Annotated in this window: 23 protein-coding genes; 22 read left to right on the top strand and 1 reads right to left on the bottom strand. The window is 55.7% G+C overall.

Translation table 11 applies throughout. The features are described from left to right. The first annotated feature begins 155 nt into the window (after positions 1-155). The 16 genes from queA to HFN16_RS05995 all read left to right on the top strand — a co-directional run bounded on the left by queA (position 156) and on the right by HFN16_RS05995 (position 14,026). On the top strand, positions 156-1,238 hold the full coding sequence (gene queA, locus HFN16_RS06070) for a tRNA preQ1(34) S-adenosylmethionine ribosyltransferase-isomerase QueA (protein WP_168889904.1): 1,083 nt from the start codon (positions 156-158) through the stop codon (positions 1,236-1,238). 44 nt (positions 1,239-1,282) lie between these two features. Beyond that, the gene (locus HFN16_RS06065; protein ID WP_168889903.1) at positions 1,283-1,516 is read left to right on the top strand and encodes a 4Fe-4S dicluster domain-containing protein; all 234 of its coding nucleotides are present in this window, start codon (positions 1,283-1,285) and stop codon (positions 1,514-1,516) included. Between the two features lies 1 nt (position 1,517). Continuing rightward, positions 1,518-2,588, top strand: a complete 1,071-nt coding sequence (locus tag HFN16_RS06060) for a 3-methyl-2-oxobutanoate dehydrogenase subunit VorB (protein ID WP_168889902.1) — start codon at positions 1,518-1,520, stop codon at positions 2,586-2,588. Then, entirely contained in the window at positions 2,589-3,359 is a 771-nt protein-coding gene (locus HFN16_RS06055; protein ID WP_168889901.1) for a thiamine pyrophosphate-dependent enzyme, read from the top strand. Then, positions 3,359-3,901 carry a 2-oxoacid:acceptor oxidoreductase family protein gene (locus HFN16_RS06050; protein WP_168889900.1) on the top strand — a complete coding sequence of 181 codons (543 nt, stop codon included), beginning with the start codon at positions 3,359-3,361 and terminating at the stop codon, positions 3,899-3,901. Before HFN16_RS06055 ends, HFN16_RS06050 begins: the two co-directional genes overlap by 1 nt. Positions 3,902-4,291: 390 nt before the next feature. Continuing rightward, positions 4,292-5,566 (top strand): phosphoribosylamine--glycine ligase, encoded by a 1,275-nt coding sequence (gene purD / locus HFN16_RS06045; RefSeq protein WP_168889899.1) that lies wholly within the window; start codon positions 4,292-4,294, stop codon positions 5,564-5,566. Positions 5,567-5,783: 217 nt separating this feature from the next. Continuing rightward, entirely contained in the window at positions 5,784-6,266 is a 483-nt protein-coding gene (gene purE, locus HFN16_RS06040) for a 5-(carboxyamino)imidazole ribonucleotide mutase (protein ID WP_168889898.1), read from the top strand. Between the two features lie 85 nt (positions 6,267-6,351). Beyond that, the gene (locus HFN16_RS06035; protein WP_168889897.1) at positions 6,352-6,891 is read left to right on the top strand and encodes an aminodeoxychorismate/anthranilate synthase component II; all 540 of its coding nucleotides are present in this window, start codon (positions 6,352-6,354) and stop codon (positions 6,889-6,891) included. Further along, entirely contained in the window at positions 6,860-8,137 is a 1,278-nt protein-coding gene (locus HFN16_RS06030; protein WP_168889896.1) for a chorismate-binding protein, read from the top strand. The genes HFN16_RS06035 and HFN16_RS06030 overlap by 32 nt, the downstream gene beginning before the upstream one ends. After that, positions 8,134-8,898, top strand: coding sequence for an aminotransferase class IV (locus tag HFN16_RS06025; protein WP_168889895.1), 765 nt, complete (start codon positions 8,134-8,136; stop codon positions 8,896-8,898). The genes HFN16_RS06030 and HFN16_RS06025 overlap by 4 nt, the downstream gene beginning before the upstream one ends. Positions 8,899-9,196: 298 nt before the next feature. Beyond that, entirely contained in the window at positions 9,197-9,631 is a 435-nt protein-coding gene (locus HFN16_RS06020) for a PACE efflux transporter (RefSeq protein WP_168889894.1), read from the top strand. An 11-nt stretch (positions 9,632-9,642) separates the two neighbouring features. After that, complete coding sequence (locus HFN16_RS06015) at positions 9,643-10,278, top strand: LysE family translocator (protein WP_168889893.1); 636 nt, start codon at positions 9,643-9,645, stop codon at positions 10,276-10,278. A gap of 98 nt (positions 10,279-10,376) precedes the next feature. Further along, entirely contained in the window at positions 10,377-11,093 is a 717-nt protein-coding gene (locus HFN16_RS06010; RefSeq protein ID WP_168889892.1) for a class I SAM-dependent methyltransferase, read from the top strand. A 63-nt stretch (positions 11,094-11,156) separates the two neighbouring features. Continuing rightward, a complete protein-coding gene (locus HFN16_RS06005) occupies positions 11,157-12,272 on the top strand; it encodes a glycosyltransferase family 4 protein (protein ID WP_168889891.1) in 1,116 nt (371 codons plus the stop codon). Next, positions 12,269-12,865, top strand: a complete 597-nt coding sequence (locus HFN16_RS06000; protein ID WP_168889890.1) for a histidine phosphatase family protein — start codon at positions 12,269-12,271, stop codon at positions 12,863-12,865. Before HFN16_RS06005 ends, HFN16_RS06000 begins: the two co-directional genes overlap by 4 nt. Next, positions 12,866-14,026 carry a glycosyltransferase gene (locus HFN16_RS05995; RefSeq protein ID WP_168889889.1) on the top strand — a complete coding sequence of 387 codons (1,161 nt, stop codon included), beginning with the start codon at positions 12,866-12,868 and terminating at the stop codon, positions 14,024-14,026. A gap of 102 nt (positions 14,027-14,128) precedes the next feature. Here the strand turns inward: HFN16_RS05995 and HFN16_RS05990 are convergent, their stop codons facing one another. Beyond that, entirely contained in the window at positions 14,129-15,298 is a 1,170-nt protein-coding gene (locus HFN16_RS05990; protein ID WP_168889888.1) for a homocysteine biosynthesis protein, read from the bottom strand. Between the two features lie 521 nt (positions 15,299-15,819). On the opposite strand from HFN16_RS05990, the gene HFN16_RS05985 reads away from it, so the two are divergent. From HFN16_RS05985 to HFN16_RS05960, 6 genes are all read left to right on the top strand, one after another. After that, positions 15,820-17,118: a DnaA/Hda family protein gene (locus HFN16_RS05985; RefSeq protein WP_168889887.1), complete on the top strand. Its 1,299-nt coding sequence runs from the start codon at positions 15,820-15,822 to the stop codon at positions 17,116-17,118. A gap of 147 nt (positions 17,119-17,265) precedes the next feature. Then, on the top strand, positions 17,266-18,435 hold the full coding sequence (gene dnaN / locus HFN16_RS05980; RefSeq protein ID WP_168889886.1) for a DNA polymerase III subunit beta: 1,170 nt from the start codon (positions 17,266-17,268) through the stop codon (positions 18,433-18,435). Beyond that, complete coding sequence (gene gyrB, locus HFN16_RS05975) at positions 18,436-20,841, top strand: DNA topoisomerase (ATP-hydrolyzing) subunit B (RefSeq protein WP_168889885.1); 2,406 nt, start codon at positions 18,436-18,438, stop codon at positions 20,839-20,841. Positions 20,842-20,855: 14 nt separating this feature from the next. Further along, positions 20,856-23,303, top strand: a complete 2,448-nt coding sequence (gyrA, locus tag HFN16_RS05970; RefSeq protein ID WP_168889884.1) for a DNA gyrase subunit A — start codon at positions 20,856-20,858, stop codon at positions 23,301-23,303. Positions 23,304-23,740: 437 nt separating this feature from the next. Next, positions 23,741-24,556, top strand: coding sequence for a tetratricopeptide repeat protein (locus tag HFN16_RS05965; protein WP_168889883.1), 816 nt, complete (start codon positions 23,741-23,743; stop codon positions 24,554-24,556). A gap of 161 nt (positions 24,557-24,717) precedes the next feature. Then, on the top strand, positions 24,718-26,682 hold the full coding sequence (locus HFN16_RS05960) for a HAMP domain-containing sensor histidine kinase (RefSeq protein ID WP_247648454.1): 1,965 nt from the start codon (positions 24,718-24,720) through the stop codon (positions 26,680-26,682). Positions 26,683-26,692 lie beyond the last annotated feature (10 nt).

The following is a 26,692-nucleotide window of genomic DNA, read 5'->3' as shown; positions in this document are numbered from 1 at the left end:
TATTGAAATACCATGATTATCATCAATATCAAGCCTAAAGCATGCCGAGACCGACTATTTTATTATCTACCTGTAATAATTGAAAAAGAAAAATATATCGTTGCAGTCTGAGGTAATGTACTAACAGAGGCACCACGACAAAGTTGGATAATAATATGGAAATACCTGCTGATTACCTGCTTGAAAGCTACAATTACGAGCTGCCTGAGGAACGCATCGCACAGGAGCCCGCCGACCGGCGAGACGGCTCCCGACTGCTGGTGCTCAATCGCGAGGCCGACACCATGGAGACCATGGATTTCACCGACCTCATCGACCAATTGCCGGATAACGCCCTGCTCGTCGCCAACAATTCCCGCGTGATTCCCGCGCGCATCTTCGGCATGAAACCGACGGGCGGCAAGGTGGAATTTCTACTACTAACGCCCCTGCCGCTGATAGAGCCCACCGAGAACGACGGCTGGCAAACCGCCACGGCAGAAGGATTGCTCCGCGCCTCCAAGACGCCTAAGCCCGGCACAATCATCTCCTTCTCCGATGACTTCCGCCTCGTTGCCAAGGAAGCAGGCCACTTCGGCCGCTGGCAGGTGGAGCTCCAATGGAAGGGCGATCTGACCGCTCTCTTCCAGTCCATGGGTCATCTCCCGCTGCCGCCCTACATCAAACGACCTGACTCCGAATCGGACAAGGAGCGCTACCAGACGACTTACTCCGACACATCCAAGACCGGCTCCGTGGCTGCCCCCACCGCTGGCCTTCACTTCACCCCGGAATTCCGTGAAAAGCTGGCCGAGCGCGGCTTCGAGTGGGCCGAAGTCACCCTTTATGTAGGATATGGAACCTTCTCCCCGGTTCGCAGCAAGGACATCCGCGACCACCAGATGCACTCCGAGTACATCGAGGTTCCCGACGAGACCGCTGCGGCCATTCGCAAGGCCAAGGCAGAAGGCCGACCGGTCATCGCCATCGGCACCACAAGTGCGCGGACCATGGAGGGGATGTACCGGGAGCTCGGCATGGTGTCGGAATTCAAGGGAGAAACCGATATTTTCATTTATCCGGGCTACACATTTAATGTCATCGACGGCATTCTTACAAACTTCCATTTGCCAGAATCGTCGCTCATCATTATGATCTCGGCTCTTGCTGGAAGAAATACCATCCTTTCGGCCTATAAAAAGGCCTTGGTAAACGAGTTTCGCTTCTTCTCGTATGGAGATGCGATGTTAATTATATAGTTACACGCAAACTACTAGGCTTAATTAACAAACTGGAGTTGGAAATGTCCCGAATCGAAGTCCAGGAAGACCGCTGCAAAGGCTGCCTGCTTTGCACCACCGTCTGTCCTGTCGACATCATCGTCCAGTCGGACCGCTTTAACGTCAGCGGCTACAAAGTCGCCGAGGTTCCCGAAGCGGACGCTGACAAATGTATTGGTTGCGCATCCTGTGCACTCATCTGCCCTGATGTCGCCATCAAAGTGTACAAAACCCCCAAAAAGAAAGGGGGCAAATAATATGACAAAGAAGCCCGAACGTATCTTCGTCAAAGGTAACGAAGCCATCTCCCGCGGCGCGCTGGCCGCCAAGTGCAAGTGCTTCTTCGGCTACCCCATCACCCCCCAGAACGATATCCCGGAATTCATGTCTTCCGAGATCATCAAGGCCGGTGGTGACTTTGTGCAGGCCGAATCCGAAGTGGCAGCAGCCAACATGCTGCTGGGTGCCGGCGCCGCCGGTATCCGCGCCATGACCTCCTCCTCTTCCCCGGGCATGTCCCTGAAGCAGGAAGCCATCTCCTACATGGCTGGCTCGGAGGTCCCCGCTGTCATCGTGAACATCAACCGTGGTGGCCCAGGTCTGGGCGACATCGGTCCCGCACAGGGCGACTACTACCAGTCCACCCGCGGCGGCGGTCACGGTGACTACCGTCACTTCACTCTCGCTCCGGGCAATGCTCAGGAAGCATACGACCTGACCATCCGCGCCTTTGACATCGCCTTTGAGCACCGCACCCCGGTCCTCATCCTCGGCGACGCCATCATGGGCCAGATGAAAGAACCCATCGTGCCTTGGGAACCCGAGAGCATTGATGAGGAAAACGGTCGCGAATGGTGCATCGACGGTCATGAGTCCAAACGCGAGAAGCGTCTCATCAAGTCCCTGTTCCTGGCTGAAGGCGCACTGGCCGGCCAGAACCAGCACCTCCAGGCCAAGTACGACGCATGGCAGGATCTGGCAGAAGCAGAAGAGTTCGAATGCGAAGACGCCGATCTCGTCATCTGCGCATACGGTTCCATCGGCCGCATCGCCAAGTCCGCTGTCCGTAAGTTCCGCAAGGAAGGCAAGAAGGTCGGCCTGTTCCGTCCCATCACGCTCTTCCCGTTCCCGAACAAGGCCCTCAAGGACCTTGCCAAACAGGGCAAGCGTTTCCTGACCATCGAGCACAACCTGGGCCAGATGGTAGACGACGTCCGCCTCGCCATTCGCACGGTGGCTGACTCCGACTTCTACCCCATCTACCCCGGCAACCTGCCCACCCCGGACGAGCTCGAGGAGCCGATCCTCAAAAGCCTGGAGGGTAAATAAATGTCTGAAATGAACGAAAAGCTCGTATTCGATAAGCCCGAATCCGTCATCGATCGCGCAACCCACTACTGCCCGGGTTGCCACCACGGCATCGCCCACCGTCTCATCGGTGAGCTCATGGACGAGATGGATCTGCCGGGCAAGACCCTGATGACCACCTCCATCGGTTGCTCGGTCTTCCTGTACAATTACCTGAACGTGGACGCAGTTGAAGCCCCCCACGGCCGCGCTCCGGCAGTGGCCACCGGCGTCAAACGCGCCCGTCCCGACCACTTCGTCTTCACCTACCAGGGTGACGGCGACCTCGCCTCCATCGGCATGGCCGAGATCATGCACGCTGCCAACCGCGGCGAAAAGATCTCCGTGGTCTTCATCAACAATACCATTTACGGCATGACCGGCGGCCAGATGGCTCCCACCACCATGATCAATCAGGTCACGACCACCACTCCGGCCGGTCGTTGCCAGACCCATGAAGGTGCACCCATCCGCATGACCGAAATCATCGCCTCCCTGGGCGGCACGGCATTCGCCGCACGCGGTTCCCTCGACTCCGTCAAGAACATCCGCGCTGCCAAGAAGCACCTGAAGAAAGCCTTCGAATTACAGCTCAACGGCACCGGCTTCGGTTTCGTCGAGCTGCTCTCCGGTTGCCCGACCAACTGGAAGATGACTCCCCTTCAGGCCAACGAGCGCATTCAGAATGAGCTCATCCCCTACTTCCCCCTCGGCGTGTACAAAGACGTCTCCGAGGAAGGAGGTGTCTGCTAATGCGTTACGTAGATTCCATCATCGCCGGTTTCGGCGGTCAGGGCGTCATGCTCATCGGTAACCTGCTGGCATATGCAGGCATGAAAGACGGCCTGTTCGTCACCTACCTGCCGGTCTACGGCCCGGAGATGCGCGGCGGCACCGCCAACTGCACCGTGGTTCTGTCCGAAGAGGAAATCGGGTCCCCGATCATCCATCGCCCCAAATCCCTCATCGCCATGAACCGCCCGTCTCTGGACAAGTTCCAGCCCCGCGTGGAAGACGGCGGCATCCACATCATCAACTCCTCTCTCATCGACATGGAGTTGGCTGATCAGGACCGTCTCAAGTGTTACGCAGTACCCTGCAACGACATCGCCGACGAGCTCGGCAACACCCGCATGGCCAACATGGTCGCCATCGGTGCCTTCGTGCAGGCTTCCGGAATCATCCCCCTCGATGCAGTTATCAACTCCCTCGAGAACGTGATCTCCCCGCGCTATCACAAGCTCATCCCCGCCAACACCGAAGCCATCAAGGCTGGCGCCAACTGCGTCAAATAAAGCTCGGTTACTAACGGTAGTAATAACCGCCCTGTTCGGCCCACGCCGGACAGGGCGGTTTCTTTTTGCCGCTGCGCGGCTGCCTCCGGCGGCCAAGGGGGAAGGGGAGAGAAGGGACCCTTTGGAAAGGGTCGCCCTCTCTCCCCTTCCCCCTTGGATCCCCCATCCCCTCTCACCCCCCTAAACTTTTTGTAGGCGCATTCGCGCGGGTGTATGAACTTGTTGAATTTGTCTTCTTTGCGTGAATTCAGAGGGTTGAGTTTGGTGGGGGAGAAGTCAGGTGTTCATCGAATCGTTTGCGGTTAGTATCTTACGTCATTGCTTGATTATCGGGCCATTTTTCCGTAAATGGGGGAGCATCCCAAAACACTGAGAGAGAGGGTTGAAACCATGAAGATATTGGTAGTCGGTAGCGGCGGTCGTGAACATGCACTGTGCTGGAAGCTGTCGCAAAACCCCAAGGTGGAGCAGATTTTCTGCGCACCGGGTAACGGCGGTACTGCCCAGGTAGGCGAAAACATTGCCGTTAAGGACGACGATATTCCGGCTTTGGTGAAGCTGGCCAAGGAGCTGGAAGTGGCTCTGGTTGTGGCTGGCCCGGAAGTGCCGCTGGTGCTGGGTCTGCAAAATGCCCTGCAGCAGGAAGGCATTCCCTGCTTCGGTCCCAACGCCTATGCCGCGAATCTGGAAGGTTCCAAAGCCTTCTCCAAGAACGTGATGCATGACGCAGGCGTTCCCACTGCCCCGTTCCGGGTATTTGATGAATTTGAAGACGCCGTGGCGTTCGTAAAAGAGAAAGGCACCCCCATCGTGGTCAAGGCTGACGGCCTGGCTGCCGGTAAGGGTGTTGTCGTTGCCATGAGCGAAGAAGAAGCCATCGAATCTCTCGAAGACATGATGGTCAAGAAAGTCTTCGGCACCGCCGGTGAACGAGTGGTGGTCGAGGAAGCCCTCAAGGGCGAAGAAGCCTCTTTCCTGGCATTCTGCGACGGCATAAACTACGCACTGCTGCCGTCCTGCCAGGACCACAAGGCCGTGGGCGAAGGCGACACCGGCCCGAACACTGGCGGCATGGGCGCATACTCCCCTGCCCCTATCCTTCCCAAAGAGAAATACGCAGAGACCGCAGAGCTGTGCATCAAGCCCATCCTGAAGCACCTCGCTGCCAAGGGCGAGCCCTTCAAGGGCGTGTTGTACGCCGGTCTGATGTACACCGAGAACGGCCCGTCCGTGCTCGAATACAATGTTCGTTTCGGTGATCCCGAATGCCAGCCCTTGCTGATGCGTTTGGAAACCGATCTGTTGGAGATCATGTTTGCCTGTATCGACGGCAAACTGAACGATATCGAAGTGAAATGCACCGAGCAGACCGCTTGTGGTGTTGTCATCGCTGCCGAAGGCTACCCGGCCTCCTACCCCAAGGGCATGGAGATCACCGGCCTTGAAGATGCCGATGCAATGGAAGGCGTGAAAGTCTTCCAGGCCGGCACCAAGCCTGAAGGCGACAAGATCGTTACCTCCGGCGGCCGCGTCCTCTGCGTCACCGCGCTGGGTGACGGTCTGGCTGCAGCCCAGAAGAAGGCCTACGAAGCCGTTGCCAAGGTTCACTTCGACAAGAGCTACTTCCGCAAGGATATTGCAGACAAGGGTCTGAAAAGGCTTTAATAGTATAAACCAGCCCCGATCCAAGCGGCGTTCCCACGACAGCTTCACCCACACCGTGAGGCTTTCGAGAGTAGTACAGCCGCTAGGCGACGGGCACGAGGGAACCGGAGGCGTAGCAAAGCTACGGTGAGGATTCACTCGTCGCCCGGCAACGACGCGGATGTACCGCTATCGAAAGCCGGGTCAATTTCAACCAAGAGACATTCAGGAGAGAGAAATGCCTCGCGTTGTTATTTTCATGGGTTCCGTTTCTGACGAAGAGAAGATGCGTCCCTGTTCCGATCTGTTCAATGATCTGGGCATCGACCATGTATTCACCATTTCTTCTGCTCACCGCACCCCGGAGCGTACTGCCCGTCTGGTGAAAGAGTATGAGGCAGATGGTTGTCAGGTATTCATCTGCGCCGCAGGTCTGGCCGCACACCTCGCTGGTGCCGTTGCTGCCAAGACCATCAAACCGGTGCTGGGTGTTCCCCTGACCGCTTCCGCTTTCGGCGGCATGGATGCCATGATGGCCACCGTGCAGATGCCTCCGGGCTTCCCGGTCGGCACCGTCGCCCTGGATAAGGTCGGCGCCAAAAACGCTGCCTGGCTGGCCGCACAGATCCTCGCTCTGCATGACGAGGAGCTGGCTCAGAAGATCCGCGATGCCCGTCAGGGTTTCGTTGATTCGGTCGAGAAAGCAGCCGCAAGCCTGTAGGCTTTGTGCTTCGGCTTTCGAGCCATACAAAGTTACATATTCAGAGGAGTGACCGCACAGGTCACTCCTCTTTTCAGTAGAACACATGCACATCCTTCTCATCGACAACAACGACAGCTTCACCCGTAATCTGGAGCACCTGCTGGTTTCGGCCATCAAGGGTGCCGAGGTGGTGGTTGAGCCGTACACACGTCTGCCGCAGCTTGATCTGACGGCAGCGGATCTGATCGTTGTGTCGCCGGGACCGGGAACGCCTGCGGAATATCCGGGCTATGAGCGCGTGTTCGAAAGCGGCAAGCCGGTGCTGGGCATCTGTCTGGGCATGCAGATCATGAATGAACATCACGGCGGAGAGACAGGTCGACTGCCGGGATGCGTGCATGGCAAGACCGATGAGATCGACTGGCTGGGCGAACAGCAGACCGTGGCCCGGTATCACTCGCTGTGCGTCACCAAGGTCGGTGACGGGCTGGAAGTGATGGCCCGAAACGATCAGGATGTGGTCATGTGTCTGGGCTCAAGGGACCATCGCGCCATAGGCTACCAGTTCCACCCGGAATCCTTTTTAACGTCGAACGGCGGGAGGTTCATTCGTGACGCAATTGCGTATCTCGATCTCCAGTAGCCGCGAGCAGTTCGACGCATTCGCCGCCCGGCTCGCTCAGGAGCTGGATGCGGACATGGTCCTGTCTTCCCCCGGCTACCCTGCGGAAACGACCTCGGTTGTAGGTGTTCATCCCGAGCAGGAATTGCTGTTCACCGAACAGACCACCCCGGAAGCGGTAAAGCATTTCTGTTTCGACACCCCGGGCGTGGCCTTGGGGTATGTCAGCTACACCTACGGCATGTTGCTGCGGGGCATTGCATCGGACAAACCCAACAACTTTCCGCTGGGGCATCTCAAGAAGTACCGCGGATGGGTGGAGTACAATGCAGAACAAGGCGCAACCGTCATTTCCGCAGCTGACCAATCCATGCTGGATGACCTTGCTGATCGTCTGAACACCGCCTTGGGAAGCGCACCAATGCTCCCCGTGAAAGGATTGCCGAAAGGTGCTCCCGTAGTGTCGCTGGATCAGGCGGGATATGAGGCCGGTGTCAGTGAAACGCTGGAACGGATTCTGTCCGGTCACACGTACCAGCTCAATCTTTCCACCAAGTTCTCATGGAACTGTCCGGACCTTGATCCGCTGGCCCTGCTTCTGGTCCTCAGAAGGGACCACCCGGCCCCGTTCTATGCGTGGATGCAGTCTGGTCAGCACCGGGTACTCTCCACGTCTCCTGAGCGGTTTATTCGTGTTTCGGACGGGCATGTGCTTTCCCAGCCCATCAAGGGAACGCTCCGGGTCGACAAGCATACCCCTGAAGCAGAAGCGCAGCTGGTCAATTCGCCCAAGGAGCGGGCCGAGCTTTCCATGATCGTGGACCTGATCCGCAACGATATTTCTGCCAACTGCGAGTACGGTTCCGTGGAGGTTCGCAACCACCTGTCCGTCTTCGCAGTGGACACCCTGCTGCAGATGTATTCCGACGTACACGGCAAGCTCCGGGCTGGCCGCGATTGTCTGGACCTCTTTTTCGACGCCTTTCCGGGCGGTTCCATCACCGGCTGTCCCAAGCTGAGTTCCATGACCATCATCGAGGAGCTGGAGCCCCATTCACGCGGGCTGTACTGCGGCTCCATGGTGGTGATCCGTGACGAGCGCAACATGGATTCCTCCATCGCCATCCGCACCGCTGTCCATGACACCGACTCCGGCGCATTCGACCTGTATGCCGGGAGCGGCATCGTGGTGGACTCGGACCCGGCAAAGGAGTATCAGGAGACAATGGCCAAAGCTGAAAAATTTCTCACACTGGGGGACGCATGATCCACTATTATCAGGGAAAATACAGTCATGAAGGGGTGGCCCTGAACCCCGCCGCACCCGCCTTTCGCTACGGCACCGGCTTCTTCGAGACCATCTACTACAACGGCACCAAGCTCTGCCACCTAGACCGTCATCTCGATCGGCTGCTGCACTCCCTCCGCGCCTATCGCATCGACCACGAGACCATTGATTTCACCGAAGTCATCATGCAGGTCATCAACCGCAACGGTCTGGAAGGCAACCCCGCCCGCATCAACATCTTCTATCCCGTGGAAGAGCCAACGGCCCAGCCCGTCATTCTGGCCGCGCCCTACGAGCCCGCCCCCTACAAGGCATATCGTCTGTGCATTTGCAACGACAAGCATGTGTCTACGCTCAACGCGCAGAAGACCACCAGCTACATGTTTTTCCATCTGGCCCTGAAACAGGCCAAGGCACGCGGTTTCGACGACGCCGCCCTGTTCGATTTCGACAACAATCTCCTCGAAGCCACCACCGGAGCCATTGTCCTCCGCAAGAACGGCAACTTCGTGGAGCTCGATACCGAATACAAGCTGCCCTCCACCACCCTCCAGCTCGCCAAGACCGTACTCGACATTCAGCCCGAGTCTGTCAATTACGACGACCTGCCACAGTATCGCCACGCCTATCTGCTCAATACGCTCATCGGCATGCGCCCCATCGTGGCCATCGGCGAGACCGCCTTTGTTCCCGATGAAGAGGCATGTCGAGACGTGACCGAACTCGTTTTGGAAGAGTAGAAGACCGCTCCCCCATCCCCTCTCTCCTTTCCTAAACTTTTTATCTGCGCATCCGCGCGGGTAAGGAGGATTATCTAGATAGGCTTTTCCTCATACGTCATCAGGCTAAGATGATGTGTGATTAATTAGTTTGTACTCGAATCTCGCGCACCTTCGAGCGAAGCGAGCGACAAAAGGTTTAGGAGACTCTTAAGAACCCTTTTCCCAAAGGGTTCTTAAGCCGTCGGAGACGCCCGCCCGGCGAGGGCATCCCAAACCAACAATAGACATCCCATACACTCGGGTGTATCCCGAGCGCATGCGAACTTCAGCGGACAGACTCCGCCACACGATAATGTTTGAATTGATCGGCCTGATAACGGTCACGCCTCTGGCGTCATGGTTATTGGATAAGGATATGGCCAAGATCGGTGCTATGTCCGTCTTCCTGTCCTTAACCGCCATGATGTGCAATTATGTCTTCAATGTGGCCTTTGACCATGCACTGGTCAGGCTGGGACGTCCGTTGAATCACCGCCCGGCGTGGATGCGTGTGCTGCACGCCGTACTGTTCGAATCAAGCCTGCTGATCATTGCTGTGCCCATGGTGGCGTGGTGGCTGGAAATGAGCCTGTGGCAGGCGTTTATAACCGACATCGGCTTTGCCCTGTTCTTCTTGTGCTATGCCTATGTCTTCAACTGGGCTTATGACTCGGTGTTCCCCATTCCCATGGAAGAAGGCGAACACGCGTAAGGGAGATTTCCATGCTCGGCATCCATGACCTCGCACTGTTCATGCTTTCTGGCGTTCTTTTGAACCTGACGCCGGGACAGGATGTGGCGTATATCGCCAGCCAGTCCGCATCTCGAGGCTGGAAAACCGGCATGGTCGCCTCGCTGGGCATCAGCGCGGGCTGTCTGGTGCATGTGCTGGCGGCATCGCTGGGCCTGTCTGCCATTCTGGCTACCTCGGCTACGGCCTTTACCGTGGTCAAAATGGCTGGCGCGGCATATCTCGTCTGGATCGGTATTCAGATGTGGCGCAATGGTGGCAATGGGAAAGCAGACTCGGACGCGCCTACGGTGCGAATCTCCAAGCGAAAAGTTTTCTCGCAGGGCTTCCTGACTAATGTGCTCAATCCCAAAGTAGCCTTGTTCTTCCTTGCATTTCTGCCGCAGTTCGTACGTGTGGATTCGCCGACAAAATCGCTGGCATTTCTGGTTCTGGGCGTGATTTTCACCATCAATTCCACGGTGGTGAACTGCTTCTGGGTCTGGTCTGCCTCCCGCGCCGCTGCCATGTTCGGTAGCAATGGCAGATTCTCGCTGTGGGCCAAGCGGGCAGCCGGAACCCTGTTCGTGGCGCTGGGCATTCGCCTTGCCATGGCAGACGCCTCCTGATTCCTTTCACCGACTTCACTTTACACCCGCCGCCAAGATGGTAATACTTTTCTGAGGGGGAAGGGCGTGTCTGCCTTTCCCATAGTCAGGAGGCACGTATGGATTGGGATCCGGTCAGATACGAACGATGGTTCGACACCCCGGAAGGGCTTTTCGCGCTGGAGCGTGAAATGCAGCTGCTCCAATCCATGCTCGCAGGCTGGCCGCGCCGAGGCCACAAGCTGTTGGAGGTGGGCTGTGGTACGGGCCTGTTCCTCGAACAACTCTACCAGATGGGTTTCGATATCACGGGCATTGATTCCAGCCCGGCCATGATCATGGCAGCCAGAGAGCGTCTGGAAAACCGCGCCGATCTGCATAACGGCGACGGCGAACTCACTCCCTTTTCCGACAATGAATTCGACTACGCCTTTCTCTGGTCTGTCCTTGAATTTACGGACGATCCCAAGGCCATGCTGGCCGAGGCAGCCAGAGTCGCGGAAAAGGGTCTGCTCATCGGCTTCCTGAACAAGAACTCCCTCTATTACTCCATGAATGTGCGCGGCACCGGTTCCACACTGGATAACGGCAAGTGGTTCACCTGGTGCGAGATGCAGGACCTCATCCAGGAAGCCACCGGATTCAGGCACACCATGGCCCGCTCCGTGCTCCCCGGTCCCATGCAGACATGGCACACGGGCTCCATCAGGACCAAGCTCAATTGCTGCCTCTGCCCTCCCTTCATGGGCGCCTTTGCTGCCGTTCGGGTGGACTTCGTGAACATGAAGCCATTCACCCCGCTCTTTGCCTGGAAGCGCGAACCCGAACTCAGTTAGGAACACCGAAGGATAACCATTCCTCATTTGCCACCGCACCTTGGGTGAGGTAAACCGTCCCTTATGCGTATCGCCTTTTGCACGCCGTTCAAGCCGGTCTATCATTCTTCCATTTCCGGGGACGTGACCATCGCCCGCGATCTCTTCCATACCTTGAAGCGGTTCGGCCACGAATTGATCCCTGTCGAGTACTTTCCTGCCAAACAGATTTACTGGAAACCGCACAAGTGGGCAGCGGCAAAAGCAGCCATGGATAACATGATCGCCCAGAGCCGGGATGCGGACTGCTGGTTCACCTATGGAACCTACTACAAGGTCCCGGATATCTTCGGCCCCACCGTCTCCAAGCAACACGATATCCCCTATTTTCTGTATCAGGCCTCCTATGCGGAGAACCGCGCCAATCACATCAAGACATGGCCGGGATATATGCTCAACAAGCGGGCCATGCTGACGGCGACCCATATCTTCTGCAACCGGGTCAACGACATGGAGACCTGCCGCAAGATTCTGCCGAAACACAAATTTTCGTACATCAGCCCCGGCCTGCCCAACGGCATGTTCGGACGCAAACGGGGTGCTCGGGACTGGTGGCGCAACCGATGGAACGTGGGCGACAGCACGGTTGTGATGACCGCGGCCATGATGCGCCACGGCGTCAAGACCGAAGGCATCCGCTGGGTCATTGCCAGTTGTGCCGACCTGATCGTGCGCGGCCATGACATCAAACTGATGGTTGCCGGAGACGGTCCGAAACGCCGGGAACTCGAAGCCATGGCCAGACTCCGGCTGGGAGATCGCGTGGAGTTCCTCGGGCTGGTGGACCGACTCGAATTGCCCGACGTATTCAGCGCAGGAGACGTGTTCGCCTTCCCCGGCCTTGAGGAATCGGTGGGCATGGTCTATCTGGAAGCACAGCAATGCGGCCTGCCCGTGGTGGCCACCTCTGACGAGGGCGCACCCTACGTGGTCAAGGATGGCTACTCCGGCCTCATTACGCCTGTGGACAAGGAAGAATTTACCTTCGGCCTGAGACGGCTGGTGGAAGATAAAGAATACAGAGAAAGCCTCGGCAAGCAGGCTATCGAATATGTTCGCAAGCACCACATCGCGGACACCAACCTACACGCCATGGTCAAGACCATGGAGCGCCTGACCGGGCCAAAGGATGTAATATGACCACCTATTTCTGCATGCGCCACGGCCAGACCGACTGGAACCGCGACAAACGGATTCAGGGTCAGACCGATACCGACCTGTGTGATGAAGGCCGTGAAATGGCCAAAAAGTGGGGAGAGTCACTGGCAGACAACCACTTTGATTGCATCCTGACCAGCGGACTGAGCCGCGCCGTGGAGACCGCCGAGATCATCAACAAGGCGCTGGGCGGACTGCCCATGCACACCGATCCCCGCCTCGCCGAACAGGACTGGGGCGAATGGACCGGACTGGACAAGGCAGCCTTCAAGGATCTCAAGAAACAGATCAAGAAGCAGGAATACAAGGGCTTTGAGTTCTGCCCGCCCAACGGTGAGAGCCGCGACGATGTGCTCATGCGCGCCTGCGACGCCTTTCTGGAATTCAGCGAGGAGCATGAAGACGAAAAGGTCCTGGTCGTCACCCACAACGGCGTACTCAAGGTGCTGGCATACGCCCTGTCCGGTCTCGAATACCTGCCGAACGAGACCTGCCCCATCAAATCTTACAAGGTGCATCGCATCGAATGCTTTGAAAACGAAATTGCCCTGGGTGAGATCAACATGGAGCTGTAGATGCGCGTCCTTTTCTACTGCCAGCATGTCCTTGGTGTAGGCCACGTCTTCCGCAGCCTTGAGATCGTCAAGGGGCTGGCCGATCACGAGGTTATCCTCGTGACAGGCGGGGCCGAGCTCGACATTGAGCCGCCCGCCAACATGACGCACATACAATTGCCGGGACTGATGATGTCGCCGGACTTCAAGACCTTCATCCCGCTGGAGGAAGGCGTCACCGATGTGGACGCCCTGCTGGAACGCCGTCTCGCCCAGTTCCGCGACATCATGGCCGAACATCGGCCCGACATCTTTCTGGTGGAACTCTTCCCCTTCGGCCGCAAGAAATTCCGCTTCGAACTCCTCCCCATCCTGGAAGACATCCGAAAAGGAACATGGGGCAACTGCAAGTCGGTCTGCTCGGTGCGTGACATCCTCGTGGAAAAGGATGACATGGAAAAATACACCCGCGGCGTACTCAAGATGCTCAACCCGAATTTCGACGCCGTGCTGGTCCATGCCGATCCCGAGCTCGTCACCTTTGACGAGACATTCCCCGGCGTGAAGGATATGGTTCCCAAGCTGCACTACACCGGCTACGTGGCGTGCAAGCCTGCCCCGGGTGCAGGACAAGCCCTCCGCAATGAACTGGGCGTGGATGACACTCCGCTCATCGTCACCAGCGTGGGCGGCGGCAACGTTTGTCAGGAACTCATCGACAGCGTTCTCGAAGCCTCACCCATTCTGAATGAGACCCATCCACATCGGCTGTGCATTTTCACCGGACCATATGCCACGGACGACAACTTCGCCCGCTATCAGCAGATGGCCGAACCATACCCGTGGATATCTGTCCGCCGCTTCACCCAGCGCTTTCCGGACTACCTCGCTGCCGCAGACCTCTCGGTCTCCCTCGGCGGATACAACACCACCATGAATCTGCTGGCCGCGGACACCTACGGTCTCATGTATCCGTTCATGCAGAACCGCGAACAATCCATGCGGGCAAAACGGCTGGAGGAAAAAGGCATCCTCAAGCTGCTGGGCAGTGACGACCTCGCGCCAGCAACCATGGCAAAGATGATGGGTGAAGCCATCGATCACCCGGCCCAATCCCACACAATCGATCTGGACGGAGCCGCCAACACGGCCCGACTTCTGGAGACCATTGTTTCCAGCTAAAGAACAGACCACACAATCTGCACACAATCGCCATACATTGAGCATAAAAAAAGGCCTGTCGAAGCACTTCGACAGGCCTTATATATTCAATGATTCCAGTTACTAGAAGCTTGGAATATCGTCGACTTTTTCGGAGAGGAAGAACTTGCCTTCTTCAATCCATTTTTTCAATTCATTGGCCACTTCAAGGGACATGGTGTAGCTGGTCACCGGCACGGTGCTGGTCTTCTTGCCGTTGACCTCGATCTCTCCGGAACGGAGCTGTTCGAAAGTCACGCGGGCCAGTTCGCGCGGGATGCCGTTGGGGTAGTCGTAACCGTAGTCCTTGACCGGCATGGTGATGTCTTCGTCCGATACACCGGTGAACCAGGCCATCTCTTCGTTGAGCATGGGGATGGGGATACCGACACCCAGGGACAGGGATGCGCCGTAACCGAGAATGGACTGGGCGCGCACGTAGCGAGCGTCCATATTCTTGAAGTCGCCTTTGAGCATCAGGGTACCGGAGGGGTTCTCCGGAACGCCGCGCTCATTGCGCTGGGGCTTTTGCACATGCTGGGTGCCTTCGCCGATGACGTAACCTACGCCGCCGCCGAGGAAGATGCGTGTGCCCATGCCGATGGTCTTGCAGTAAGGATCGTTGAACATGGGGGACAGGCAACCCGCAGTGGCGAAGTTGGCATTGGAACAATTGGACTTCAGCGGTCCCATGTAGGTGTAGATGGTGCGGCTGGTCAGGTTCACTGCGCAGTTGTAGTTCTGGTAGCAGTTGCGCGGGTTGAGCATGATGGCGTTGGGCAGATCGGCCAGGGTGATGTCCTTTTCGATCTCACGACGCGGATAGCAGTCAGTGCCATAGCCTTCGGCGCGGAGATGGACAGCCTTGCCTCGCAGCAGGTCTTCCATGACGTGACCGCCACCGTAAGAAAAACGACCGGGATGGACCTTGTTGAGGGGATCCTCCTCGGACGGCTCGGTGCACCCGAGATACGCGTCAACAGCTGCGATGCCGGAGTAGCAGGGCACGTTGTTGAGCCACATCTTGGAGACCTTCATGACGGGCGGCTGCTGGCCGATATTGAAGAGCAGACCGGACGAGCACATGGTCGAGAACGTGCCGGTTGTGACAACGTCCACTTCCTGGGCCGCGCGGACCTTGCCTTCCTTCTTGACGATCTGGACCATCTCCTCGGCGTTGACCACCACGGCCTTGCCTTTGCGAATACGGTCGTTGATCTCTGCGATCGTCTTGTTCACCTGATGCTGTGCCATAAAATGTGCCTCCGTTTGCCCCTGACGGCCCGTTGGGTACCTGCCGGGAGCGTTTGAACCGATGTGTCGGTTGCTGTGAATAGTCTGTCGCGCAGTGTCCAATGTCGGCTGACGCGGCATATGTTCGTAACTGTTGGTTCGCCACTCTGAGCGAAAGGGTTGTGTAGCAAATTTTTTTACGGCTGTCGTGTGACTTGTTGCTGTCAAAACCGAATTGAGAAGAACTCCCGGCGAACCAATTTTGATTGACGCGATCAATTTGTAACACACCGGAAAACAGTCCTCACTCGTCCGAGAAGGGCTGCAACCCCCTTTCCCGCCCCTTGGCAAGGGATGAAGATGTAAAATGCGAATAAACGGAAATTTTGTCTTCAAAATGGGTGGTGAAAGCTTGGCATCAGCTTATATTTAATGTATATGGACGAGGTAATTTCGTGATTTTTTTTAGAAATGATTATTACAAAAAATTCGCTAATATTATTAGTTAGTTAAAAACAAGGCATCGAACCAAAGTACACAGCGTGAAACAGTCCCTTCGCAAGCACCTGCTCCAGACCAACTCCGACGATGAACTGAAACGGTGGTTTGACCCACTTCATTTCGAGTATGACGAGGAAAATAAACGGGTCACCGTGGGCTTTCCCCACGCCTTTTTTGCCAAATGGTTCGAGAACGAGATTCAGGGTAAATTCGAGGCTCAGCTCAACCTGTTCCTCGGCGCCGGCTACCTTGTCAGCTATCGTGACAATGGCTCCTCCGAGCGCCCCACGGGCGTAAATACCGCCGAAGTGGTCAAGCGCATCGACTTCCCCTTTGGTCAGGAATTCACCTTTGAAACATTCCTGATCAACAAGAAGAACTACTTCCCCATTGCTTCGGCAAAGGAAGTGGCCAAACAGTCCGCCTCCCTGTTCAATCCGTTCATCATCTGCGGCCCCGGCGGATCAGGCAAGACACACCTGATCAAGTCCGTTGCCAACGAGATTGCTAAGAAACACGACTATTCGTCCCTCTTCATGGGCACCATGGATGAACTCAATTCGCTCTACACCATCCAGTTCAAGGGCGACACCATCCGGGCGCGCAGCCATCTGTTCGAATACTCATTTCTGTTCATTGACGACTTCCAGAAGATCAGGGAATACCCCCACTTCCAGCATGAGCTGGTCAATATTTTCAACCACTTCTACGACAACAAGAAGCAGATGGTACTGGCCTGCCGTGACAAGGTCACCAGCTATGACTTCCTGGATGACTCCCTCCAGTCCCGCCTTGGCTGGGGTCTCATCGTCACCCTGAAGGAACCGGACCTCGAGATCCGCGTGGGCTATATCCAGCGCCAGTGCCGCGCCAAGCGTCTGACCCTGAACAAGGAACAGATCCTTACGCTGGCCCAGCGCTTCACGGACTTCCGCTACCTCCAGGGCATCCTGCTCAAGTTGTTCGCATTCAAGGAGTTGGTGAAAAAGGAACTGAGCCAGAAGGATTTTGAACACATCCTGGCCAACACCGAAGAAAAGGCCACAGACGACCTCACGCCCAAGAAAATCATGGGTGTGGTTTCCGAACATTACAACATCCGCGTAGGTGACCTGACGGGCTCTAAACGGCACCAGCACATAGCTCAGGCCAGACAGGTGGCAATGTTCCTTTGTCGGCAGATGCTCAAGACTTCCTACCCTGCACTGGGACGTGCATTTGGTGGAAAAGACCACTCCACAGTGCTCTACTCGGTTAAAAAAATCGATCAATTACAGGAAGATAACTACGATTTGAAACAACTGTTGAAAACCCTGAAGAATAAATGTCGCATGACGTGATCAAAAGTAAATAACGCTGTTTTCGGTTCCAAACGTTCCAAATCAGCAACAATTGATGTGCATAGAATTTACCATGATTTCCTAAGGTTACATACTTTAGGAACAAAAGAACCGAGTCAATAAATCTCAATTAAGGAGATATTATTTATGTTTCTGAAAGTGAACAGAGATGAAATCATTGAAGGCCTCCAGAAGTCGGCCAACATCATCCCCGCGAAAACCGGGGCAGCCTTTCTCCGGACCATCTGGCTCCAGTGCGAGAACGGAAACCTGAACGTGATGTCCACCGACTCGAATCTGGAATTCCGCGGATCATATCCGGCTGCCATCGAGGGCGAAGGTCTTGCCGGTGTTCAGGGACGCGCCTTTTACGACCTGATCAAGCAGCTCCGCTCCAATCAGGGTGAACTGACCATCCGTACGGATGAAGAGTCCACCAATGTGCTGGTGGAGCAGAAGGCCAGGAAGTACAAGTTCCCCGTGAACGACCCTGAGTGGTTCCAGAAGTTCTCCACCTTCCCGGAAGACGGCACCGTGTTCTGGTCCGGTGACTTCCTCCATGAGATCATTGAGAAGATCGCCTTCTGCGTTTCCGATGAAGACTCCATGGAAGCCATCGCCTGCATCTATCTGGTTCCCCGTGAGATGGGCGGTGTGAAAAAGGTGGAAGTCTGCGGTCTGAACGGACACCAGTTCGCCATGTTCAACTTCGTGAACGACGACATCTATTCCATGATTCCTGAAGAGGGTGTCCTGATTCAGAAGAAGTACCTGGCCGAACTCAAGAAGTGGCTGACTGCTGATGAGATCGAGCTGGCCATCTCCGACAAGCGCCTCTTCTTCCGTACCGGTGACCAGCGCGAGTCCTTCACCCTGCCGCTGAGTTATTACCAGTACCCCAATTACCAGAACTTCCTGGCCAAGCTGAATGACCCGGATGTTTCCACCCTTGAAGTAAATCGACTGGAGATGGTGGACGCCCTTTCCCGCGTCTCTCTCTTCAACACCGATTCCAACCGCTGCGCATACTTCACTTTCGACGGAGCCGAAGTTTTGGTCTCCGCCCAAGGCCAGGAGACGGGAACTGCTCGAGAATCCCTTGACGCCACCTTTACGGGCGATATGCAGCGTATTGCGTTCCCTACCCGCAACCTGATCGACATACTCAATCACTTCAATTCCGAAACCGTGAAGTTCACCTTGACCGGTACCGAAGCTCCCTGCGGCGTGACCGGCGTGGACGACAAGGATTATCAGGTCATCGTGATGCCCATGATGATTCAGGAAGAGACCTACTACACTGAGGAAAACGCGTAGATGAGCGAACAGACCAACAGCTACGGCGCCGATTCGATTACAGTCCTTGAGGGATTGGAGGCAGTACGCAAGCGTCCTGCCATGTACATCGGCTCCACCGATATCCGAGGCCTGCACCACCTGGTGTACGAAGTCATCGATAACTCCATCGATGAAGCCATGGCCGGGTTCTGCGACAAGATCAAAGTGACCCTGCACATGGACAACTCCTGTACCGTCACCGATAACGGCCGTGGTATTCCGGTCGACATCCACCCCAAGGAAGGCGTGCCCGCTGTCCAGCTGGCCATGACCACCCTTCACGCCGGTGGTAAGTTCGACTCCGACACCTACAAGGTGTCCGGCGGTCTGCACGGCGTTGGTGTATCTTGTGTTAACGCCCTGTCCGAGTTCATGGAGACCACGGTCAAACGTGATGGCAAGACCCATCGCATGAAGTTTGAGCGCGGCCACGTGTCCAAGGAACTGGAAGAGATCGGTGATGCCAACACCACCGGTACCAGCCAGCGTTTCCGCCCGGACGAAGAGATTTTCGAGGTCAACCAGTTCGACTATGATGTGCTCAGGAAGCGTTTCAAGGAGCTGGCCTACCTTAACTCCGGCCTTGAGATTGAATTCAAGGATGAGCGCAACCCCGAACTGGAGCCGGAAGTCTACAAATTCGATGGTGGTATCCGCCAGTACGTCAAGGACATCAACGCCAACCTGAACACTCTCGGTGAGATCGTGTACGGTGAAGGCGAGTCCGAAGACATGGTCGTCGAGTTCGCGCTGCAGTACACCTCCTCCTACAAGGAGAACACCTACACCTTTGCGAACAACATCCGCACCATTGAAGGTGGTACCCACCTGGCCGGTTACAAAACCGCCCTGACCCGTGCCATCAACAACTACGTGCAGAACGCCGACCTGCCCAAAAAGCTGATCAAGAAGCTGACCGGTGACGACGTCCGCGAAGGCCTGACCTCTGTCATCTCCGTCAAGCTGGGCGATCCCCAGTTCGAAGGTCAGACCAAGACCAAGCTGGGTAACTCCGAGGCCACCGGCCTTGTCTCCGGCATCATCTACGAGAAGCTGAACATCTTCTTTGAGGAGAACCCCAAGGAAGCCCGCTTCATCATCGAGAAGGTCGTTGACGCAGCCCGTGCCCGTGAGGCCGCCCGCAAGGCGCGTGATCTCGTCCGCCGCAAAGGCGCCCTGTCCGACAACTCCCTGCCGGGCAAGCTGGCTGACTGCCAGTCCAAGAAGCCGGAAGAGTCCGAAATCTTCATCGTTGAGGGTGACTCTGCAGGCGGTTCGGCCAAACAGGGCCGCGACCCCAAATATCAAGCCATCCTGCCCCTGCGAGGCAAGATCCTGAACGTGGAAAAGACCCGCATGGACAAGATGCTGGGTAACAAGGAAATCCGCGCCATGATCACCGCGCTGGGCATCGGTATCGGTAACGCCGAAGAAGAGAAGGACTTCGACAAGCTCCGCTACCACAAGGTCGTCATCATGACAGATGCTGACGTTGACGGCTCACACATCCGTACCCTGCTCCTGACCTTCTTCTTCAGGCAGTACGAAGAGCTGATCAACCGCGGCAACCTGTACATCGCCCAGCCGCCTCTGTACCGCGCCCACAAGGGTAAATTCGAGCGGTTCATCAAGGATGACATCGAGCTCGACGACTTCCTCATGGAACGTGTCGGCGGCGACGTGATCATCAAGGCATCAAGCGGCAAGGACTTTGCCACCACCGACCTGATGGACATCATGGACAAGATCCGTTTCCTGCGCGCCAAGTTCAACGAGGCAGAGACTGCAGGTATCGAAGTCGGACTCTATCAGGCAATGCTTGACTACCCGGAACGCATCTCCTTCACCTACTTCGAAGAGAATGACCCCGAACAGTTCAAGGCTACTTTCGCCGAAGCCGGTTACAAGGCCGACATCATCGTTGAACACGACTATGAGCTGGACAAGGACCGCACCTACATCGTCTTCGAGAATGACAACGGCCACCGCACTCGTCTGGCCATGGAATTCTTCTATTCCAAGCTCTACAAGAAGGGCTTCGAGATCTATTCGGCCATCAAGGCGGAATGCGGCGGCTTTGACTTCGTCCTGCAGCTCAAGGATGGTCAGAAGGATGTTTCCGGCCTGTTCACGCTGTACGACTCGGTCATCGAGGAAGCCCACCGCGGCTGGCAGATCCAGCGCTATAAGGGTCTGGGTGAGATGAACCCGGATCAGCTGTGGGAAACCACCATGCATCCGGAGAAGCGCACCATGCTGCAGGTCCATATCGAAGATGCGGCTGCCGCCAATGACATCTTCATGGACCTCATGGGCGACAACGTCGAACCGCGACGCGAATTCATTGAGAAAAATGCACTGGCTGTGCAGGAACTGGATATCTAATCCGAGGCAAATACATGAGTAATACGATTACTATCGAAAGCGAACTCAAGAAAAGCTATCTTGAGTACTCCCTCTCGGTCATCATCGGGCGTGCCATTCCGGATGTGCGTGACGGCTTGAAGCCGGTTCACCGCCGCATCCTGTACGCCATGCATGACCTGGGTAACTACCACAACCGTGCGTACAAGAAGTCCGCGCGTGTTGTCGGTGACGTCATCGGTAAATACCACCCGCACGGCGACTCGGCAGTCTACGACGCCCTCGTCCGTATGGCGCAGGACTTCTCCATGCGCGACATGCTGGTGGACGGCCAGGGTAACTTCGGTTCCATCGACGGCGATGCCGCGGCAGCAATGCGTTACACCGAAGTACGCATGGCCAAGCTCTGCGGCGAGTTCCTCGGCGACATCGAAAAGAACACCGTCGACTTCCGGGCCAACTACGATAACACCATGCAGGAGCCCTCTGTCCTGCCCACCAAGGTGCCCAACCTGCTGCTCAACGGTACCACCGGTATCGCGGTCGGTATGGCCACCAATATTCCGCCTCACAACCTGGGCGAGCTCATCGATGGTTCCGTGCACCTGCTGGATACTCCCGATTGCACGGCCATTGATCTGATGCAGCACGTCACCGGTCCTGACTTCCCCACCGGCGGCATGGTCTTCGGCGGGCAGGGACTGATCGACGCCTACACCACTGGCCGCGGCTCCATCAAAATGCGCGGTGTGGTTGAGGTGGAAGAGGCCAAAAAGGGTAAGAAAGAGCGTATCGTCATCAGGGAAATTCCCTTTGCGCTCAACAAGTCCAGCCTGGTCGAAAAGATCGCAGCCCTGGTCCACGAGAAGAGGATCGAAGGTATCTCCGATCTGCGCGACGAATCAGACCGCAACGGTATCCGCATCGTCATGGACCTCAAGCGTGGCGCCATCGCAGATATCATCATCAACTCCCTCTACAAGTTCACTCCGTTGGAGAGCAGCTTCGGCATCAACATGATGGCCGTTGTGGGCAAGCGTCCCATGCTGCTGAACCTGAAAGAGGTTCTCAGCCACTTCCTGGATCACCGCCGCGAAGTCATTATTCGCCGCACCAAGTTCGATCTCGAGAAGTGCGAGCGCCGCGTCCACATCTTGGAAGGTTTGCGCATCGCCCTCGACAACATCGACGAAGTGGTCAAGCTCATCCGCGCATCCAAGACGCCTGATGAAGCCCGTCAGGGACTCATGGATCGCTTCGAACTTACCGAGATTCAGGCCAAGGCCATCCTCGACATGCGCCTCCAGAAGCTCACCGGTCTCGAGCACGACAAGCTGCTCGAAGAACTGGCCGAGCTGATGAAGAAAATCGAATACTTCAAGTCCATCCTCGAGAACGAGGAAGTGCTCAAGGGTGTCATCCGCACTGAGCTCATGGAGATCAAGGAAAACTACGCCACTCCGCGTAAGTCCGAACTCCTCATGGCTGACCCGGATTCCATCGACATCGAAGATCTCATCCCGGATGAAGAGACTGTTATCACCCTGTCCCAGCGCGGTTACATCAAGCGTACACCGCTCTCCAACTACACGGCCCAGCGTCGTGGCGGAAAGGGTATCTCCGGTGTTCAGACCGGCGACGGCGACTTCATTCACACCTTCATGCTGACCACCAACCATCAGCATCTGGTGATGTTCACCAACTTCGGCAAGATGTTCAAAATCAAGGTGCATCAGGTTCCCGAAGGTTCCCGCTACGCCAAGGGTGGACACGTCAACAACCTGCTGCCGCTGGACAAGGATGAATACATCGCCACCTGTCTGTCGCTGCGTGAGTTCGAAGATGATCGATTCTTCCTCTTCGTCACCAAGAAGGGCATGATCAAGCGCTCCTCCATCGGCCTGTACGGCAACTGCCGTTCCACCGGTATTCGTGCGGTCAACCTGCGCGATAACGATGAGCTGATGATGGTCCGCGAGATCGAGCCTGATGTGGATTGCATCCTCGCCACCCGCGATGGTTCCGCCATCCGCTTCAATATCAACGATGCCCGTCCGCTCGGACGCGCCACCGCTGGTGTGAAGGGTGTGGCCCTGCGCGGCGACGATGAAGTTGTTGCCTGTGTCGTCACCGGCGATGAAGAACGCGATCAGCTGTTGACTGTCTCTGAGGGCGGTTTCGGTAAGCGTACTTCCATCGACCAGTATCGAGTACAATCTCGCGGTGGTAAGGGTATCCTGAACATGCGTCTCACCAACAAGACCGGTAAGGTCGTCGGTGCACGCATGGTCAACGAGAGCGATGACGTGATCCTGCTCACCACGCAGAACAAGGTCATCCGCATGTCCGTTGGCGAAGTGTCCCTGACCCGCGGTCGCGCCACCCAGGGTGTGCGACTGGTACGCATGGACGGCAGCAACTCCGTGGCAGGCTTCGACCTCGTCATGGACGATGACGACAAACTGAACGACAATCCGGCATAAGAATGCCTCCGTGCCGCTTGAGTCGCTTCGCGCCTCCCTGCTCTAGCGAGCAGGTGCACTCCGTGCAACGCTGCATTCCCTGCGGTCACGGCTGGGGGGAGAGTGGGAAACCCTTTGTAAAGGGTTATCCCTCTCCCTTCCTCCAGATTCCCATCTCTACTTTTTCCTAAACTTTTTGTATGCGCATCCGCGTGGGGAGAGGGAGCTTGATAGGGACAGCTGTCGGATAATGCTTTTCGGGTTGAGTCAGTTGAGTTAGAAATAGACACATTATCGCGCTGGTTCGGCCTCGCCGAAGGCGCGATAAAAAGTTTTGGAGATTCTTAAGAACCTTTAACAAAAGGTTCTTAAGCCGTCGGAGACGCCTCTCCGGCGAGGAGGCTCCCGGCAGGGTCCCAAAGGGCCGCCGGAGGCATTCTTAAGAGATTTGGCGGTATATGAAACTACTTCTATCAATCATACTCGCAGCCATGCTGGTGCTGCCCGGCTGTATCGAATCGAAAACACCGGGCGAAGAGGATATCGAGCGTGCACGTACGGCGTATTCCAAAGGCTTCTACCTTGAGGCCGAAAAGGACTACGAACGATACCTGCAGGTCGAACCACAGGGCAAAAATCGCCGTGAGGCATGGGATCGGCTGAGCGAGATCGCGGTGTCCATCAAGGGTGATTTGGACAGGGCTGTTGTGCTGCTCGAAGCCATGTATCTGGAGCTGGGTGTGGACCCGGAAGATGCGTGGCGCATCATGTTCCAATTGGGCGATGTGTATGCACAACTGGGCAACCGGGCCAAGGCCATCGAGTCCTTTGAAAAGTGCCTGGTCCACGCCATGAATTCACCGGAACATACCTATCAGACGCAGCTGCGCATGGCCAAATTGTATCGGATCATGGGCAACTATGAACTGGTGGCTGATACGCTGGAAAACTGCGCCAATCAGGCCGAGAATGATGATTACAAGGCAAATTGCCTGTATGAATTAGCCCAGAGCTACAGCTTCATTTCCAATTGGAGTCAATCAAAGCGCGCCTTGGAAATGCTGCTGGAACTTCAGGACGTGGAGGAAGAGACGCGCGTCCTGAGTATCTTCCTGCTGGCGGACATTTATGAGAACGAGCGGGATTATACCAAGACCAAGGAACTGCTGGAATCAATCCTGGAGACGTATCCCAATCCCAAGGTGATTGAATCGCGACTGTCCAGCCTGCCGTATATACCACCGCCGAAGATTGCTCCGCCACCGAAGAATTAAAATAACCCCCTGACATTTGTCGGGGGGTTTTATTTTAACTCCTAGGAATGAAGGAGTTATAATACTGGCATTTTTTTATGAGCCGTAGCATGATTGAATTGTGTCTTCTAAGTGGTGGTGTGAAAAAATAATTATTATAGTGTGTTGAGAGTGGTTTGGTTGTGAACAAATTGATACGGTTCATACTGACATTGTTGGCAGTATTGCTTCTGTCGGGTGCAAGTTTTGCCCGGGCAGAGGTCAAAAACGTGCTGCTGCTCAACTCCTATGACCTTGATATCGACTGGACGGCATCCATTACCAAGGGTGTTGAAGAAACTTTGGATGGATTTAATGGCAAGTACAAGTTGTTCATTGAATTCATGGACACCAAGAACCATTTCAGTCCGGAATATCTGGAGCTGTTAAACCAGAAGTACAAGCTCAAATATGGAGATACCAAGTTGGCTGCCGTCATCACTTCGGATGACAATGCCGTCAATTTCGCCATGGAGCACCGCCATGAATTATTCAATGGCGCGCCTATCATCTTTTGCGGCGTCAATAATCTTGGATTGGCCGAGCAGGAGAATTTCAAGAATATTACAGGGGTATTTGAAGCACCGGACATGGCTGCTACCATCCGCTCGGCCATAGATCTGCAACCCGGTCTCAAGACCATCTATTTCGTCATTGACGATACGACCACCGGAAGAATCATGCGTGCCCGGTCGCAGGATATGGTCAATAAGTTCCAGGGCGAAGTGGATATTACGTGGCTGGACAACATGTCTATGGAGTGGATGCAGAAGACGCTGGCCGGGTTGCCAAAAGACAGTGCCGCATTTCTGGCGACTTTCACTAAGGATGCCGATGGAGTTAGCTATACATTCAGCGAAAGCATCACCAAACTGTATTCCACCTCAAACGTCCCCATTTACGGCGTATGGGACTTTTACCTCGGTGAAGGTATCGTGGGCGGCAAGCTTGCGTCGGGACGCTACCAGGGCGAAATGGCGGCTTCCATGGCCGTGGATGTAGTTGAAGGTAAGAGCATCGATCTGATTCCGGTAATGCTGCAGAAATCAAATCGATACATGTTCGATTACAACGTGATGGAGAAGTTCGGGTTGAGCCAAAGCAATCTGCCTGAACAGGCTATCATCATCAACGTTCCGCAATCCATTTACGATACCTATGCGTTCGAGGCGTGGACACTCACTATTGTGGCCGTTGTGCTTTCAGTGATGGTCATTATCCTGTTGGTCAACAACCGGGCACGTCGATTTGCGGAAAAGGAACTTGAGGACCTGAATAATTATCAGGAGACGATCATTGAATCGCGCACCGAAGAACTGATGCATCGCTCCCGTGAGCTGGAGATGGCCAACTATGAGCTGAGAAAGGTGGATGAGCTCAAGACGGCTGTACTGAATACGGTTTCCCATGATCTGCGTACGCCACTGACCGCAGTGCTTGGTTTTTGCAAATTGATCGATCGTGATTTTACCAAATATTTCCTGCCGTTCAGCAAGGAGAAAGGGCTGGATAAAAAGGGCCGGCGGATCAGTGACAACCTGAATATCATCGAACAGGAAGGGGAGCGCTTGACCCGTCTGGTGAGCGATTTCCTTGATTTGTCCAAGATTGAGTCCGGTGGCATAGCCTGGAACGATGTGGCTGTTGACCCGGTCAAAATGCTTACGCAGGCCGCTCCGATCCTGGAGGGGTACTTCACGGATTCCCCTGTGTCATTCCGATTGGAGATGAAGACAGATCTTCCCAAGGTCGTAGCCGACCCAGACAGGATTTTGCAGGTTCTCAACAATCTGGTGGGCAATGCTGCCAAGTTTACTCATGAAGGAGAGGTGGTAATCAAGGCAGACACCACCGAAAGCGGCTGGCTGCGGGTGTCCGTCAAGGATACCGGAAGAGGCATCCCTGCTGATGAACTGGAGAGCGTATTCGACAAGTTCTATCAGGTGGCCAAGGCGGAATCAGACCTCAAGCAAGTCACTCGCGGTAGCGGCATGGGCCTCGCAATTTCGAAAAAAATTATCGAGCACTATAACGGTAGCATTCGAGCAGAGAGTGTCGTTAACCAAGGGTCAATATTTACTTTTACCATGCCGGCGGCTGGTGAATAATGTAAATTGT

It is taken from the genome of Pseudodesulfovibrio sp. zrk46, assembly GCF_012516435.1.
Taxonomy (GTDB): domain Bacteria; phylum Desulfobacterota; class Desulfovibrionia; order Desulfovibrionales; family Desulfovibrionaceae; genus Pseudodesulfovibrio.
The sequence above is the reverse complement of the archived record's forward strand: the minus strand, read 5'-3'. Positions and strand labels throughout refer to the sequence as shown.